The sequence below is a fragment of the Nostoc sp. NMS7 genome (assembly GCF_017115085.1).
GTDB lineage: Bacteria > Cyanobacteriota > Cyanobacteriia > Cyanobacteriales > Nostocaceae > Nostoc.
In genome coordinates, this window is sequence record NZ_JABXKJ010000178.1 from 1 (window position 1) to 16,406 (window position 16,406).

At 40.4% G+C, this 16,406-nt stretch carries 14 protein-coding genes, 1 pseudogene and 1 CRISPR repeat array; of the genes and pseudogenes, 6 read left to right on the forward strand and 9 right to left on the reverse strand.

Features of this window, described 5'->3' with window-relative positions; genetic code table 11:
* Window positions 1-41: 41 nt before the first annotated feature.
* Window positions 42-1,565: a heteromeric transposase endonuclease subunit TnsA gene (locus HWQ38_RS19645; protein WP_292796691.1), complete on the reverse strand. Its 1,524-nt coding sequence runs from the start codon at window positions 1,563-1,565 to the stop codon at window positions 42-44.
* Between the two features lie 146 nt (window positions 1,566-1,711).
* On the opposite strand from HWQ38_RS19645, the gene HWQ38_RS19650 reads away from it, so the two are divergent.
* The 3 genes from HWQ38_RS19650 to HWQ38_RS19660 all read left to right on the forward strand — a co-directional run bounded on the left by HWQ38_RS19650 (window position 1,712) and on the right by HWQ38_RS19660 (window position 5,262).
* The gene (locus HWQ38_RS19650; protein WP_292796694.1) at window positions 1,712-1,999 is read left to right on the forward strand and encodes a helix-turn-helix transcriptional regulator; all 288 of its coding nucleotides are present in this window, start codon (window positions 1,712-1,714) and stop codon (window positions 1,997-1,999) included.
* 50 nt (window positions 2,000-2,049) lie between these two features.
* Window positions 2,050-3,039, forward strand: coding sequence for a TniQ family protein (locus tag HWQ38_RS19655; RefSeq protein ID WP_292796697.1), 990 nt, complete (start codon window positions 2,050-2,052; stop codon window positions 3,037-3,039).
* Window positions 3,040-3,249: 210 nt separating this feature from the next.
* Window positions 3,250-5,262 carry a P-loop NTPase fold protein gene (locus tag HWQ38_RS19660; protein ID WP_292796700.1) on the forward strand — a complete coding sequence of 671 codons (2,013 nt, stop codon included), beginning with the start codon at window positions 3,250-3,252 and terminating at the stop codon, window positions 5,260-5,262.
* A gap of 140 nt (window positions 5,263-5,402) precedes the next feature.
* Here HWQ38_RS19660 and HWQ38_RS19665 read toward each other — a convergent pair whose 3' ends face one another.
* The 6 genes and pseudogenes from HWQ38_RS19665 to HWQ38_RS40525 all read right to left on the reverse strand — a co-directional run bounded on the left by HWQ38_RS19665 (window position 5,403) and on the right by HWQ38_RS40525 (window position 12,443).
* The gene (locus HWQ38_RS19665; protein ID WP_292796703.1) at window positions 5,403-8,306 is read right to left on the reverse strand and encodes a type I restriction endonuclease subunit R; all 2,904 of its coding nucleotides are present in this window, start codon (window positions 8,304-8,306) and stop codon (window positions 5,403-5,405) included.
* The gene (locus HWQ38_RS19670) at window positions 8,303-8,614 is read right to left on the reverse strand and encodes a type II toxin-antitoxin system VapC family toxin (protein WP_366933323.1); all 312 of its coding nucleotides are present in this window, start codon (window positions 8,612-8,614) and stop codon (window positions 8,303-8,305) included. The genes HWQ38_RS19665 and HWQ38_RS19670 overlap by 4 nt, the downstream gene beginning before the upstream one ends.
* Window positions 8,615-8,685: 71 nt before the next feature.
* Window positions 8,686-8,976: a DUF2281 domain-containing protein gene (locus tag HWQ38_RS19675; RefSeq protein WP_292796706.1), complete on the reverse strand. Its 291-nt coding sequence runs from the start codon at window positions 8,974-8,976 to the stop codon at window positions 8,686-8,688.
* Window positions 8,966-9,550, reverse strand: coding sequence for a Uma2 family endonuclease (locus tag HWQ38_RS19680; protein WP_292796709.1), 585 nt, complete (start codon window positions 9,548-9,550; stop codon window positions 8,966-8,968). Before HWQ38_RS19680 ends, HWQ38_RS19675 begins: the two co-directional genes overlap by 11 nt.
* Before the next feature lie 46 nt (window positions 9,551-9,596).
* The gene (locus HWQ38_RS19685; protein ID WP_292796712.1) at window positions 9,597-10,829 is read right to left on the reverse strand and encodes a restriction endonuclease subunit S; all 1,233 of its coding nucleotides are present in this window, start codon (window positions 10,827-10,829) and stop codon (window positions 9,597-9,599) included.
* Window positions 10,826-12,443: pseudogene (locus HWQ38_RS40525) on the reverse strand (type I restriction-modification system subunit M). The gene HWQ38_RS19685 and the pseudogene HWQ38_RS40525 overlap by 4 nt, the downstream one beginning before the upstream one ends.
* Window positions 12,444-12,553: 110 nt before the next feature.
* Between HWQ38_RS40525 and HWQ38_RS19700 the strand changes: the two are divergent.
* The 3 genes from HWQ38_RS19700 to HWQ38_RS19710 all read left to right on the forward strand — a co-directional run bounded on the left by HWQ38_RS19700 (window position 12,554) and on the right by HWQ38_RS19710 (window position 13,740).
* Window positions 12,554-12,874, forward strand: a complete 321-nt coding sequence (locus HWQ38_RS19700; protein WP_292796719.1) for a hypothetical protein — start codon at window positions 12,554-12,556, stop codon at window positions 12,872-12,874.
* Between the two features lie 139 nt (window positions 12,875-13,013).
* Entirely contained in the window at window positions 13,014-13,307 is a 294-nt protein-coding gene (locus HWQ38_RS19705) for a helix-turn-helix transcriptional regulator (protein WP_292796722.1), read from the forward strand.
* A gap of 127 nt (window positions 13,308-13,434) precedes the next feature.
* Entirely contained in the window at window positions 13,435-13,740 is a 306-nt protein-coding gene (locus tag HWQ38_RS19710) for a hypothetical protein (RefSeq protein WP_292796725.1), read from the forward strand.
* 483 nt (window positions 13,741-14,223) lie between these two features.
* A CRISPR array of direct repeats spans window positions 14,224-14,473; the repeat unit is 36 nt; unit sequence TTGAGCAACGCCTAACGGCATAAAGCCACGAATCAC.
* 248 nt (window positions 14,474-14,721) lie between these two features.
* On the opposite strand, the gene cas5 is transcribed toward HWQ38_RS19710, so the two are convergent.
* Window positions 14,722-15,360, reverse strand: a complete 639-nt coding sequence (cas5, locus tag HWQ38_RS19715; protein ID WP_292796728.1) for a type I-MYXAN CRISPR-associated protein Cas5/Cmx5/DevS — start codon at window positions 15,358-15,360, stop codon at window positions 14,722-14,724.
* The gene (locus tag HWQ38_RS19720) at window positions 15,357-15,905 is read right to left on the reverse strand and encodes a hypothetical protein (RefSeq protein WP_292796731.1); all 549 of its coding nucleotides are present in this window, start codon (window positions 15,903-15,905) and stop codon (window positions 15,357-15,359) included. The genes cas5 and HWQ38_RS19720 overlap by 4 nt, the downstream gene beginning before the upstream one ends.
* Window positions 15,906-16,406: the final 501 nt, after the last annotated feature.

Below are 16,406 nucleotides of genomic sequence, written 5' to 3' on the forward strand. Positions count from 1 at the left end.
CGAAAAATAAAAAACAAGGGTAATAGTGACTATGTTGCAATTTAAATGCCGATTAGCTTAGAAAGCTCCCAATAGAAGGATTCATGCTGATAAGCGGCACGATGGCCTTGGCGTTTTTTAGTCTGTTCGTAACCAGTACGGCGTTTTACTTCTTTGGTAAATGCTTTATAGCTTGGAGCAATTACACTAGATTGTTCGCAAGCTCGAACTAAAGCCCCGTAAACCTCCAACATTCTTTTTTGTTTAAGAGTTTCATAGTCTTCTAAAATAAACTTCTCCATAATTGCTAACGTGTCTTCGGGCAGCTTGCGCTGACGATTACCTTTGACACTGCGATGGGACAAAAGCCCAATGTAGCCGCAACCGTATTTTTGAAGTGCAGTTAGATATTTAGCTTTCCAGTGACGAATGGTACGGGCTGGTACTGTTTCGTTTTCTGGGGGATGTCCGTTTAAGTAAGGTTCGATAGTTTTGTAGCGTTCAAGGGCTTCTGCTTGGTCTTCAGGACTAGCTTGATAAAATCGCTGCCAAGATTCTGTGCTAATAGCTGTTTTTTCTGGTGTTTGGAGACTGGTGATTTTTCCTTGGCGAACCAGATTCTCAAATATAGCTTTTTTGAGTTCAATTAACTGATTATTTTCTGCGCCAAGTATAACCTCTGTTTCTCCAACATGGATGATATTTAAACCTTTGCCGTCCCAACTAACAGTCGTTCCAGTAACAATATTGACTACAGGAGAGATAGCCGTAAGATTTACACTTGGCTGCTCAACCATTAATCTATAAGCACTAGCAGTTTGTTCGTCACGGAAGATTAGACATCTTTCTGGTTCGGCAAGGGGTGTAGCATTTAAATCAATATAGATTTGCTCTTGAGCAATTAAAATGTAGATATCGTCAGATTTAGCTCCTGTTGACTGATTGAGTAATTCTGCTAAAGTTATTCCTGGTTGAGATGACACAATTGCAAGTAATGATTGAGCGATCGCTTCTTCCACTGCTAGGGATTCGGCCCGGTAATAATCTTCTAAAAATTGCAGATTACGTTGCAGAACCCAATTGATTTCCCGATCTGAATGAATGCGGTAATAAAGCCCAAACTGGTTAGCATAGAATTCTCCTGGCGGGCAATGCCATTGATTATCTTCTCCAGAGTAAAAGTAACGATTGGGGTTTTTCTCTGCTAGTTTTTTCAAATCCTGCTCAGTTTTACACTCTTCCCAACCAGCCGAATTGGTTCGGATGACAAATAAATCTGGGGTGTGTAAAACGCCTAATCTACGTCCGTTACTTGCTTGATAGTCAAGTTTAATTTGCGGTGGTTGGTCGTAGAATTCTAGAACATCTTCATCGTGTTCTAACTGATAGATAATTGGCAGTTCAACCCGATGAGACTCAAATTGAATCGTGACTCCCATCTTGCGACTAGGGTAGCGTCCCGAAACATTCTTACTACCGCCACCAACGCGACGGGATGGCTCAGATGAGCGAACTTTCTCAATAATTTTTTGCCCTGCCTCGGATATTTGAAGGCGAGCAACCCATTGTTCAAATTGCCCTTTCATATACTCCTTACTAAGCACTTTGCACTTTATTTTATGAATTTATCAAAATAAGACCATAAAGTTAGGAACTTGCTTGCCTGATGCTATACTACTTAACTTTATAACACTTATATTGTGCAAAAGTCCACTTATAGTAGATGGATTTAATGGCGATACTGGTTCAGTATTGTTTTGTGACGCAGAAACACTTCAGTATTGAGTACCGCTTTGGCAAAGCGATTAGGCGGCGAAGGCGAGAGCTAGATTTATCCCAAGAAGAACTGGCTGAAAAGTCAGGACTTCATCGCAACTACATTTCAGGAATCGAAACCGGAGAGCGTAACCCTTCGTTAAAAAATATTGTTAAGTTAGCGGCAGCTTTGGAGATATCTGTCTCCGATCTCTTTGTTAATTACGGTATCGAGGTTAAGAGTGAATCGGAAACTAATTCCTGAAATTTGGCTGTTAAAACTAAAGTACCAGCGTTTAGGTTAATCCAAGAGGGATGACAATTTACTCAGAACATTGGAGCCTAAAACCTCTAGAAATCCCGCAACGGAGTCGGTTATTCTCTCTTGAACCTGTGGCGCTGGGAACTCCCTACGCAGAAAGTCTTAGTAGCTATCTCCATCGTTTGGCACAGGCGCACTGTTTAACCTCTCAAAAGCTCGTTATGGGAGAAATTGCGCCACTTATCCTCAAAGATGAGGATAAATCTGAGCTATTGGCAAAAAACCTAAGTCACCTATTGGGGAATAGCGACGCTAAACCGACTATCAACGGAATGCGAGAAATGACAGGAAAGTTAGTCACTGTCTTACAAGAGTTAACAATGCGTCAGGATTTACGCTTTTTGACCCTTTTAAGCTGGAAAGGAATGATTTATGACAAGGGGTTATTTCGGAACTATCGCGCTTGGTGTCCTTGTTGTTGGGAAGAGTGGATGCAGGATAACAAAACTATCTATGAACCATTATCATGGTCATTTAAAGATGTAGAATTTTGTTTGATTCACAAACAGCGATTAATAGAAGAATGTCTTCATTGTGGTTCCCGTTTACCTGTGATGGCTAGGCTTTCACCTGCGGGATTTTGCTCTCTTTGTTACGGGTGGTTAGGACAGGAAATTAAAGGCGAAGAGGAAATAGAGAAATATCAAGTTAATATTCAAGGAATTAGCGAATTAATTGCACTTACTCCCCAATTAGGATATAAACCCATCCCGATCGAGTTAACCCGAAAATTACAATTGATTTTGTTAGTGTTTGAACAAGCAATTGGAAAGGATGTGAAGTTATTGGGAGATTTAGGGGTAATCATGGAATCCTTGAGGATAGCCTCAAGAACAAATCAAAGTCAACCTTATCATTTGGTAAAGTTGATTATTCCTGTGTGCGAGAAGGCGAAGATTAGTGTATTCCAGTTGTTTGGGTCAGATTTTAAGGAATTGGGCAAGATATTGTTCGGGAATTTTAGTCTGGAATTAAAGTTGTAGAAGTTTAGTATAAATAAAGATTGATATCAATTCCGGTTACATCGGTATTATTCCCTTTTTCACCTAACGTTTCAGGAGTATTTTGCTGCTAGGGAAATTTCTTTGTGTTTGGCTTCAGGGAGTGCGATCGCTTTCCATTACTGAAAATATGGGATAGAATCATCCGACTGATACTAGAAAAAAATACGTATCTTAAGAGCGTGCTTTTTATTGTCAGGCGATCGCTGCCAAGATGAACGACGAGAAAGCATTAACTTTAGTAATTTTGTAAGCAACATGACACAGCATAACCCGTTAGATAACAGCCATGTCACAGAGTATTTAAATTATTACTGTAATTTACCTGATCCGCCTGGATTTGCCGTTTTACTTAAAGGAGAGTGGGGATCTGGTAAGACATGGTTCATCAAAAGTTACTGCGAAAGCTTAAGGGAGAAAAAGCGGAAATACTTGTATGTCAGCCTTAATGGAGTGACTTCATTTTCTGAAATAGAAGAAGCCTTCTTGCAACAACAAATTCCTTTTCTAGCATCAAAGCCAGTGGCGATAGGAAGAAATCTTATTACACAAGTTTTAAAGAATAGTTTAAAACTAGATGTAACTGATGACACAACATTAAATCTTACCACTCCAAGTATAAAGCTTACTGAGCTTTTTACAAATCTTGATCAAAGTATATTAATTTTTGATGATTTAGAGCGATGTAATATACCCCTTGGTAACATACTGGGGTATATCAACAGTTTTGTAGAACAAAAAGAATTAAAAGTAATTATTATTGCCGACGAGGAAAGGCTAAAGAAAGACGATTACAAAGTGTTCAAAGAAAAAGTAATTGGTCAACATCTTGCAATTTGCCTAGAATTTGACAAGGCACTCGAAAACTTTCTACAAGGGGTAAAAAATCAAGATGCTAGCAAGCTATTATCTGACAATACTGAATTAATCCAAGACTTATACCAGCAAGCACAATGCAAAAATGTAAGAACTTTAAAGCAAGTTGTTTTAAATTTTGAAAGAATTTTTAATGTACTACCAGAAAAAGCGAAGAATAAGTCAGAACTCCTTCAAGAAATTTTAAGGTTCCTTGTGCCTTTTTCAATTGAAATTAGAAGTGGGAAAATGCTGCCTAAAGATATCGGCAGTTTGCTACAAGAATCTGCAAATATGAGGATGAAGATTAGACCTGGGTTCACTAATTCAGATACAGGGCAGAATGATAGCGAAGGAAAAACACTTCAGGAAGTAATTAGTAAATATCCTTCGTTAAGGTTGTACGATCCATTTCCTAGCACAAGATGGTGGCATACTTTTTTTGATAAAGGCATCTTAGATTTACAAGAACTCAATCAATCACTTGCTAGCAGTATATATTTTCAAGATGAAAATACACCCAAATGGATGAAGTTATGGCATTTTCATCATCTTAGTGATGACGAATTTATTATTTTGCTCAATGAAGTTGAAACACAATACTTAAACAGAGACACGGAATTTTCCGATCTCGGAATCCTAAAGCATGTAACAGGGCTTTTACTCTATTTTTCTGACATCGGGCTATCTTCAAAAACCAAAGAAGAAATTTTGACTAGTTCAAAGCTCTTTATTGATTGGCTGAAAAATAATAATCAATCAAAACTGGCATCTTATTCAGTTTCTATGGCTGACAGTATATCTGGGGCATACAAGGGGCTTGGTTTTCAAGGTGCAAAACTTCAAGAATTTCAAGATTTTTGTACATACCTTGAAAAAGCTCAAGAGTTAGCAAGGGTTGAGATTTTGCCTGATCTTAGGAGAGAGCTACTTGCTATCATGCAAAGCGATCAATGGAAATTCCATGACATAATTTCCTTAAATAACTCGCATGACTGGGGTGTGCCAGGACTGAGATATGCTGAAATACCTATATTGAAAGACATAAAAACAACTGAATTTGTAGAAGGCTTACTAAAACTCAAATTTGGACATCAGATGACTATTGGTTATGCAATAAAAGAACGATATAAGTTCGATGGCAACAATGAAAAATTACTTGAGGAATTAGATTGGCTTAAATGTGTTCGGGATTCATTACTGGATGAGGCTGCTCGGAGAAAGGGCAAGCCGAGTGGACATTCTCTACAAGTACTAATCAAGCTTGATCTGAATGAAGCGATTCAAAAGCTTGAAGCAACAACACATCGATTACAGCTATCGCAAAACGACACAGCGATAGACAACTAATTGTCAAAAGCAGAATTGTCAAAAGCAGGTGGTTTGTGAGGGGCGATTGGCGATCGCTTTACTTAGGATTGAGAACAGGAGGGAGATTGCTTTATTTGTTGCTACGCACTAGGGGGCGATCGCCTGCTTTGAGAACTGTGTTATTCTTCCTCCCCAAGCTCACCAAGAGCGTCATCAAATTTGTTGATGATGTCGAGTAACTTTGATACGACTCGCGCAAAGATTTTTTTACGCTCTAATAATTTCGGTTTTTCGTTGCAAGCACTCAGCACGGTTTCCCTTAACGGTTCTTTCCCAGAGAATTTGTAGTCGGCAATCATTTGATTAACGGCTTCAATCTTGAGGTTCTCCTCTAGGCAGAGTTGCTGAATCGCTTCAACACGTTCTTGAGTCCAGAAGTCTTGAAAGACGGTTTCGACTTTTTCTTCGGGTTCAAGGGTGGGTAGCCGCTCTTCGATAAATTTCTCAAGCAGATCCCGCTTGCTGCGTAGTTGGACTTCTTTCCCGATTAGCTCAAGGATAGACGCTTTCTGATTTTGGTAATCTTCCTGGGTAGCATCATCCTTGATGTCTCGCTGGAGGTTAGCCAGCAGCTTAAGAATATAGGAGACGTTAATTTCGTCTCGCTGGATCAGTTCCAGTTCAAAATCGACTTCCTCAACCAAAGATTCTTTCTCGTCATCGGGTTTGGATCGCGTTCTATCATAGATGTCCAGATATTTGCTTTTATAATCTTCAAAGGTTTGTTCATCCAGATTTAAGTCGGAAAAACTAAATTCAGTAAATGATTTACTGACATTCTGTAAACGGATAAGATTACGAAAGGCTTTAACAAACTTAACTTGGTCGTCTTCACTAATCAGTTTATTGACATCGTTAGGGATAGTGGCGATCGCTCTCAGTTTTTGCACACCTTCATTGAATTTTTCAGTGTAGTATTCGTAGGGTTCAATGAAAATTTCTTCGCTTGCGTTGGTGTCGGAAAAGAGGGCAACCGCTTGATCAGTATTCTCTTTGAGGTTACGGAAAGAGACGATATTCCCTTGGGATTTAAGTTCGCCCAAAATGCGATTAGTGCGGGAGTATGCTTGAATTAATCCGTGATACTTCAGATTTTTGTCAACGTAAAGTGTATTGAGCTTTTTGACATCAAAGCCCGTGAGAAACATATTGACGACTAACAGAATATCGGCGCGTTCCTGATCCTGAAAGTTTTCTCGATCGCGGTCTTTCATCCGCTTGGCGATATCTTTATAGTAGGCATAGAAAGCCTGACTATCTTTGGCGGAATGTTGAGTTTGGTACATTTGGTTATAGTCCGCGATAAATTGATTCAGTTTGTCGCGGCTATGGCTACGATTGCTCGGATCTGTGCTGATATTAAAATCGGGTTCTCCAATTAAGCCGTTTGCGTCTTGGTCTTCTTCGTTATAGCCAGGGGTAAAAATTGTGATCACTCGTAGGTCATGTAATCCCTGTTTTTGTTTGTTTTTGAACGTGTCGTAATAGGTAATTAGGGTGTCTACGCTGCTGGCGCAGAGCATGGCGGAGAATTTTTTGCCGTGGGTTTTACGGTGATGGTTGGCAATAATCCAATCGACAATTAGAGAAATTCGGTCGGGATTTTCAAAGAATTCTCGGTCTAATTTTGGCTCTGTGATCAGCGTGCCGTCTCTGCGTTTGATTTTGCCCCAATACTCGACGGAAAATTTAAGCACGTTTTCATCAGCGATCGCATTAGTGATCACATATTTATGCAGACATTCCTCGAATAGGTCTTTGGTAGTACGTTTACCGTGTTCGTTGCTAGCAGCGTTATCGGCAAAGATGGGAGTCCCGGTAAAGCCAAACATTTGGGCTTTGGTGAAGAATTTGACGATATTTTTATGGGTTTCGCCAAATTGGGAACGGTGGCATTCGTCAAAGATAAACACAATGCGCTTATCTTTCAAGCTCTCCATTGCGGCTTCATGGCGTTGGGATTTGATCGCTCGGTTGAGTTTTTGAATAGTGGTGACAATGAGGCGATTATCCCCAGCCATTTGTTCTACCAGTTGGCGTGTGCTGTCAGTGGTGTCTACGCAGTCGGGGCTGAAATAATTAAATTCTCTGCTGGTTTGGTAGTCAAGGTCAGCGCGATCGACGACAAACAGCACTTTCTGCACTTTGGGTAATTGGGTGAGAATTTGGGCAGCTTTGAAGCTGGTGAGGGTTTTGCCTGATCCAGTGGTGTGCCAGATATAGCCGTTTTTATCGGTATCCTTGACTCGCTCAATGATGGCTTCTACGGCGTAATATTGATAGGGGCGCAGCACCATCAGCACTTTGTCGGATTCGTGCTGGACGATGTATTTACAGATCATTTTGGAGACGTGGCATTTCTCCAGAAAGCTGTCGGCGAAGTCTTCCAGTTGGGTAATCAGGTTATTATCTTGGTCTGCCCAGTAGAAGGTTTGTTCATATTCTTGTTTTCGGTTGTTGGCGTAGTAGCGGGTATTGACACCGTTGGAGATGACGAAAATTTGGACGTATTGGAATAGTCCATTGTATGCGCCGTAGGAATGGCGTTGGTAGCGGTTGATTTGGTTGAAGGCTTCTTTAAGTTCCAGCCCTCGGCGTTTCAGTTCAATTTGGACGAGGGGCAAGCCGTTAATCAGCAGGGTTACGTCGTAGCGATTTTTGTAATTGCCTTGCTGAGTGATCTGGTTCGTAACTTGGTATTGGTTTTGACACCAGTGTTCGGTGTTGAGCAAATTAATGTAAAAGGTGGTATCGTCGTCGCATTTGAATTCCATTTCGTCCCGCAGGCGGTCGGCGCGGTCAAAGACATTGCCTTTGTCGAGGTAGTTGAGGATTTGCTTAAATTCCCCGTCGCTAAACTGGGTTTTATTATGCTTTTCTAGTTGGGCTTTATTATGTTTTTCCAGTTGAGCTTTTAGGTTGGCTTTGAAATCTTCGGCATTGCGAAGGGTGACGGGTTCGTAGCCTAATCCTGTTAGACGTTCAATCAGGTTTTGTTCAAGTTCGGCTTCGGTTTGGGTCATGGGGAAAGGGTGGGATTATAAATATTTAAGCCTTGGATGAAGCGAAAATCTTTAAGGTTTAAGGTATAGAGGCTAATGTTATGGGTTAGGGCAGTGGCAGCAATCAGGGCATCGGGAATTGTGAGTTTATGGCTTAGGGAATATTGCGCCATGAGTTGAATAAATTTCTCTGAAATGGGCTGATCGATAGGGATATTTTGGAGTAGGTCTAGGTGTTGCTGAATACGATTAAGTTCGTTTTTATTAATTGCGCCATAGTACAGTTCGGCTCTAGTGATTACGCTAATGGCTAATTGATGAATGCCAATTTGACGTAATTATTGAATGATGGGGGTATTATTTTTATAGAATTCAATGAGGATATTGGTATCACACAAAATCATTGATTCTCTTCACCCCATGCGTCTTTGCGGATGGTGTCTAGGGTAATGTTTTTCCCTTCCCAAATTCCGGCTAGGGCGAAAAAGTCTTGATCCTGTTGGGGAGGTGTTTCGGGTTGTTTATCTTGTTGTTGGCGATCGGCTTGAAATTCTAGGAATTCTACAAATTCGATCACTTTTTTTTGTTGTTCGGGGGGGAGTTGTTGGATTTTTTGGATTACGGTTTCGAGGGTTAGCATATTGGGCGTTAGGTAATGGGTAGTAGGTAATGCTTTGATTCTATTCCCCATTCCCTGGTTCAAGGGTTAAACCGCGATAGACTTGTTCAATGGGGAAATTAAGGTTAATGCTTTTGAGTTCGATTGTGTCGCCTGCTTTATAGTTGATAATCAACCAGTCGCCTGCGTCGTTTTTGTGATATAGGTCGATTTCGATGCTGGTGGAACTGACTAGTAGGTAATCGATTAAGGCTTGGTTTTGACGGTACATTCGGAATTTGCCGCCTCTGTCGTAGGCTTCGGTGCTGGTGGAGAGAACTTCAACGATTAAGCAGGGGTAGGTAATATATTGGGTTGTGGTTTTATCGCGATCGTCGCAGGTGACGCTGACATCTGGATGGGTATAGTTATTGGTTCCTACAATATTAACTCTCAGGTCTGAGTTACCTGTTATGCAACTACTAGCGTCTAAATGGGTATCAAACATAGTCGTAAATCGAATTGCAATACGGCTATGATTAACGCTACCGCCAGTCATAGCGTAAACTTGACCGTCGATCAGTTCGTGTTTTTCTAGTTGCTGTTCTTCCCAAGCAAAGTATTCTTCTGGGGTGAAGTTTGTGGGTTTGTCTTTGGCTACTATCATGATGGAGTTAGCTCCTGTGTAGCGAAATTGATGGTATTACCTTATTTTACACAAACATTTTTTGTAGTAAGCCTTTTTTGAATTGTTCGGTTTGCTCGATTTTGCGGGAGAGGGTTTCGATTTTGCGATCGATTGCGGTTAGAAAGTTAGCTATTTTTTCTTGTTCTTTTTTACAAGGAAATTCAAATAAAAAATTGGAAACAAAATCCCAATCAGACCTAGGCATTTTAGAGCCAAAACTAACATTAGATATTTTATAAAATTTATGTGATTGAACTAGGTAATACAAGTATTTGCTTGATATAAGTTTTCCTCGCAATACCCAAATTTCTGTAGAGCAAACACCTTCAAAATCACTAAAAGCAAATTTTCTTAGATAAGGTCTAAGCTTACCAAATAAAACATCCTCTGATCTGAATTTGCTTTTGATACTTTGTTGTTCTTCAGAGTTAAATATTTTGATTAATTTTCCTGTATTTGGCTCAATACTTTCAAGCTCTATGCAAGGATAATTAGTGTCGCTGTTGGTTGGATCATATTTGGAACTAATTTTAGTAGCCATATCTCCAAAGATTTTCCTTTCCCAAGCAGGGAAGGGAAAAGCGATCGCACCCTTAAACCGAATCTCTTGAGAAAAGATTTTCTGCATTACGCCGCGTTTGTAGGTCTGCAAGAGTTCCTGCTTGCGGCGGAGTTGGGCTAGACGGCGATCGACAGCCCTCAGAAAACTCGCAACTTTTTCCTGTTCGGCAATAGTAGATATATAGATTATGAACTTTTCAGTGGCACCAATTCCAAAAAAGTTCATTGCACTACCACTATCTTGTGAATGAACTTGTTTCTGGAAAGCGTAGGTATTCATGTAGTACCTTAGAAATATTGGGAGAATAATATTTTTATTCGATCTCAATAAAGTAAGTTGTGGACCAATGTTTCCATTAGAAATACTTCTGTCAACAAATCCAATTACACCAACATTTGCACCACGATTTGTGAATAAAACATCATCAATACTTAGGTGTGCTTTACTTAGTTGGGTATGCTTTTGCGGACTTATATAATCAATTTTTGACTTTATGATTTCTCCGTTCTTACCAATTACTTTTGAGGTTAAGAAAGGAATCCCATCTTTAATAAATTCGTCACTTTTTGGATAGCTTTCCCCATAATTGCCATCTTGAATTCTATTACATACTTCACCCAGACTTTTCTTCAACCAGTTATCTTTAAATTCAGGAAATCTAAGCTCAGGAGCATTTTTATTTGCCTTCTTACTCATAGCGGCGCATCAATCCCCAACTCATCACAAAAAGCCTTAATCGTCTGATCAATCCCCGCCATATCTTGATCGCACTGCCTCAACTTTGCCGCTACAGCCGCCAGATCAATCTCCTCCTCCTCCTCAAACGTATCCACATAACGCGGAATATTTAAATTAAAATTATTCTCGGCAATCTCCGCTAACGGTGCGCGATCGCTATACTTCTCCTCCTCTATCCTTTGGCGATAAGTGGAAATAATTTTTTCAACATCCTCATCCCGCAAATAATTCTGATTCTTCGCTTTCTCAAAATAGGCACTGGCATCAATAAACAAAACATCTTCAGGAGATTCCCGGCACTTTTTCAACACCAGAATGCAAGTCGGGATACTCGTACCATAAAAAATATTCGCAGGCAACCCAATCACCGCATCCAACCAATTCCGCTCCTTGATTAGATACTGGCGAATATGCCCCTCTGCCCCCCCGCGAAACAAAACCCCGTGGGGCAACACCACCGCCATAATGCCGTTCTCATCCAGGTGATGGAGCATGTGCTGCACAAAGGCAAAATCAGCCTTAGAAGACGGGGCTAACTTCCCATACTGACTAACTAAAGCGATCGTCCGACTCAAACAGCTTATTGGCACTCCACTGCGCCGAAAACGGCGGATTTGCCACCACCGCCTCAAACCGCATACCCTCATGCTGGGGATGCTCCAGCGTATCCTCTTGCCTCAGATCAAAATTCCGATAATGCACGCCATGCAAAATCATGTTCATCCGCGCCAAGTTATAAGTCGTGCGGTTCATTTCTTGTCCGTAAAAATCCCCGACCGATTCCACCTCACGCGCCACCCGTAACAACAACGAACCCGAACCACAAGTTGGGTCATAAACCGACTTCAGCCGCTCTTTCCCCGTCGTCACAATCTTCGCCAATACCTTAGAAACCTGCTGCGGCGTGTAAAACTCCCCTGCCTTTTTCCCCGCACCACTGGCAAACTGCCCAATTAAATACTCATAGGCATCCCCCAGAACATCGCTCTCGGTGTCTCCCAACCGAAAATCAATCTTATCCAGATGCACTAAAATCTTCGCAATTAAAGCATTTTTCGCCTTCGGAGTCCGCCCCAACTTTGTCGAATTCAGATCCAGATCCTCAAACAAATGATCAAAATCTTCCTCACTTTCTTTGCCCATAGTGGAGCGTTCAATGTTGTTTAAAACATCCGTCAAATCCCCCAAAATAAAAATTGAACTCTTTTCTAACTCCTCATCACTAATCTCATCCTTATCCGCCTGATTGCCTAATGCCCGTTTAGCCAGAGAACTAAACAACTCAGATGGCTTCAAAAAATAACCCAACTCGGCAATAGATTCCTCTTTAATTGCCTCTAAATATTCCTGCCCCTCTTCCGACGACTCATCAAGCTCTAGAAAATCAATCCTATCCTCAGCCAAAATCTCATTGGCGTAAAGATGCTGACGCTCGGATAGGTACTTGTAGAAAATAAACCCTAAGCAATAATTCCGAAACTCATCAGCGTTCATCTTGCCCCGTAGCGAATCGGCAATATTCCAAAGCTGAGTTTCTAATTTCTTCTTTTGTCCGTTTTGTCCGTTCGTCATTTATCTCTCGTACTGGGCGATCGCTAGCACCGCCAAGAAGTGGTATCTAAGCAACGTAAGATTAACACACAAGATGATTCGTTTGTACAGTGCGTAAGTCCTAGACCACATTGCAACAGGAAATTGAGCAGCTAAAAGAAAGCCTCAAGCAGAATCAAATTATTAATGCTCTGAAAAAATCCTTGTATGCCACTAGCGGCAAGGCTGGCAAAGATGAGGATGGCTATAGCGGCTATAGCTATTTCGATCTGATATGCGATCGCGCCATCAATTATATTGTGCTAGATGAGCATGGCAAGTTTATAGCCATTGACCCGCGCGACAAAACGCCGCTAAAGATACTAATGGCTTACCAGGAATCAGAATCTCAACTTTGCGATCGCATTTTTATCCACAGCAACGCAAAATCCGCAAGTTTGGACTTCTGTTGATAAAAATGAAATACTAAATGACTTTTGCTACTTGAGCGTCAGTTTTTCTCAAGGAGACTCACTTTCACTCTAAATCGTTATAGTTTGTAAACTGTAGTAGCTCAGAAATTTATATTTTGTTTACTGCTGTAGCTATTATATGTCCAACAAAGGTGAAAAAGAAACCAGAATTTATATTTACATTGAGGACGTTGTATCAGTAGCCTGGAATAAAGATAGAGGAACAGTTTTAAAGCGACTGCGTGGAAAAAAATCACGTCAGAAGCTGGCTGATGAAATTGCTGCCAGAGGCGGTGAGTGTTCGCATCAAAATTTAAAGAAACTAGAGTATGGTGAGTCTGAAAGCGTCTCTCTGAAAGTATTAGAGGCTATTTGTACAGCATTAAAAATATCAGTAAGCAATTTTTTAAGCACAGTCGAAGTGACAAATTAAAGTTTTAAACACACTCGTTGGTTTTAGATACTAAAGTTACTAATAGATTGATGTACTCAAAAAGGCGATCGCCCTCCGTCCAAAGATTGCGATCGCCTTTTGTTCAACCCCGTTAATGAGGTCACTCATGATGATTGTACAAGATGACTTTAGTAACTCAGCCTTGGCTGAATCAGAGTTTGAGGAATATATTGACCACCTGTCCGACCCAGTAGCACCAGAAATTGAAATTGACTCCGTAGCAGATGACTTGGGTGAACTGTATCGAGTCTGGAATGGTTCTCAACTACTTGGCACTTTCTACCAAAATCTACAGGGGAAATGGGTAGCACAAGCCTGTAATAGGGATGATAGGCCATGTTGTGATAGTCCTTTAGCAGCACAAATAATCATCATCGCTGTTAATGGTTTACTGGTAGCCGACGCAACATAACACACAAAGCATTTATCCCATCACTTGGAGACGTGAACTGAATCACGTCTCTTTCTTATGTAGAGGAATAATTCGGTTGAACAATTTAAGCGTACTCTCTGTAGTAGACTTGCTTGGCAGCAAAAACATCGAATAAAACGGCTGAACAATTTTGTAACCCTTTTCTCATAAAGGTTTGAGATACTTAAATAAGTTCAAGATTAAGTTGAAAAGTTCTACTACAGCAAAAATTTATGCTATGCGATCGCATTTTTGATATTTGGTAATCAAGCTGACTCTAACTCTTCTATGCTCATTGTCGAATTTCACTTTCTGCTTTACCAAAGTTAATTTTCGTTCCTGTAGTAAGAGTTACAGTACGCCCCGGTTCTGCATCTTTAACCGTACCATTAAAGGTTAGCGGAAGTTGCTGAAGGAATAACCCAACCTTATCAAGCTACGAATTACTGACTGCGATCGCAGTCAGTAATTTGACCTCGATATTTGAGCAACGCCTAACGGCATAAAGCCACGAATCACCTTTCATCCGTCTTTATGACCAAGGGCTAATTTACTTGAGCAACGCCTAACGGCATAAAGCCACGAATCACGAAAGAACCCTAATTCAATCAGACTGGGATTATCTTGAGCAACGCCTAACGGCATAAAGCCACGAATCACCTACCATCCCCAACTACTTGCTACGAAAGAGCCTGGGTTGAGCAACGCCTAACGGCATAAAGCCACGAATCACAGCAAAGGTGAAAACCCTTAACTGAAGAAGGTTCATTTACAATCTTACAAGTACTTTCCAGATCGAGAAACCAAAAGCATACAACTTACCAAAGTTTCCCTTACTTTCAGCCCCTCAAACCCAGTGCCGATAAGCTTTGCCAAAAATGGCAAGCACCTTTTTTCTTGTCTCAATTACCATATCCCTTACTGTGTAAACCTTCCCGCCATTCTTTGATCCTAAACTCCCTTTCCCATAAGAGATACTTGTCAAATTGGAGATTGAATCATCGTCCACGCCAAATCAGGAGGTGGTGAGCTTGGCATTTCCTCAATCCGATACCTCAAAAATCGGGTATTTCTTGACCCCACATGGTCAACCCAATAGGGTAAAGTTAACCTGCCTCGATTATCCTTAATCGCCCACTGTCTCACTCCCTCTAGATAATCTTCCGAGACAAGTTTGATCGTTTTAATCAACTGGTCACTTTCTCCCAAAAATAAACAACCAAACCGTCTTACTAGCTCAGGATGGTCAAACGCTAACTGTATCCTCTCCCTTAAACTTGGTTGTATCTTTTCCTCGTCAGAACGAACCCAAATCAAGCACTTTAGATTAGACAAAATTTCTTGATAACAGGGAATAAGATTCTCTGGATGGCTAAAATCAGCATTCTTAAACCGTCTCATTTGACGCAAAATTTGTGATTTTTTGGGGCTAGATAACATTGCGATTGCCAATTCTACCCCACAGTGGCGATAGACATTCGTTTCCCCTACCAAAGACAACAACATTCCATACACTGTCGCTGGAGGAGGGACAGGATAGGTTTTTCCCATTTCCCTTGCATGGGACTCCCGAAAATTCGTAAATGGAACATCCAAATAGAGAATTAATGGTGCAATCATTTTGATTCTTCTAAGCCCAAATCTCTTTTAATGACTGTTTTCAAAGCTGCAATCAGTTCATTTCGATTACGATAAATATGCGCCTTCTTCAAAGGGGAATTATCAAAATTATCTAATTGCTGTAACTCCTTAACAATTGTTCCCCCAATCCACAATTTACTAGGGTCAATCTGTCCGCATTCCACTTCATCTATAAACTCTTTTGTAAGTTTTACTTCCTTACTCTTAGGATCGCAATATTCAAAGCAATAGGAAATATAGGAAGCAAAATGATTTGTCCATTGAAATACAAAACTATCTGGACAGAAAGGATAATTAAAAATATTACTACTCCCTCCTACCTTGGGCAGATTCATAATCCCATCTATCAGAGGTAAAATCCGCGAAGAATTTTTAAGATGAGTGGCATTAATTCCAAAATAATATTGATATCGAGTTGCATGATATTCTGTAAAATGAAGCGATGTGCTATCCTTTTCTCTGCCACTTTTTGCCCCTAACTTGACTGCACCATCATAAGGCGTTAGCGAAACAGCCATATTCATCCCTAAAGCACCCATTCGCTGATTAGGAGTACTGACTTTTGTTTGTTTCTTTTTTCTCTTTGTTGTTGAAGTCTCCTCCTCTGTTTCAGCAGACTCTAATAAAGCAAACCCAAAAATATCATCATCATAAAATTGTGCTGGATCGAAATCTTCACTTGTTAACCGATTAATATTTTCGTTTTCATCCCAAACTCGATTAACTAAATAACCTTGCTTTTGAAGATAAAAACGTAACGCCCAACGAATTGCACTTGAACCTACAAAAGAATGAATTTTACCATTCCAATAGCCTTTTTGCAGAGTAGTCTTATTTCCTCGTCTAATGTCATGATTTAAGGAGGCTAAACCATAACGAGTGAGGACTGTTCCGTAAAGATAATAATTTGGGATATTATTGTCATTCCAAAAGTGTTGAATGTTAAGAGAAATCCGATAAAAACAGCCTAAAATATGTTAAATTTTGGGCGGAAGATTAAAGTATATCTATTTGATAGTGATGAT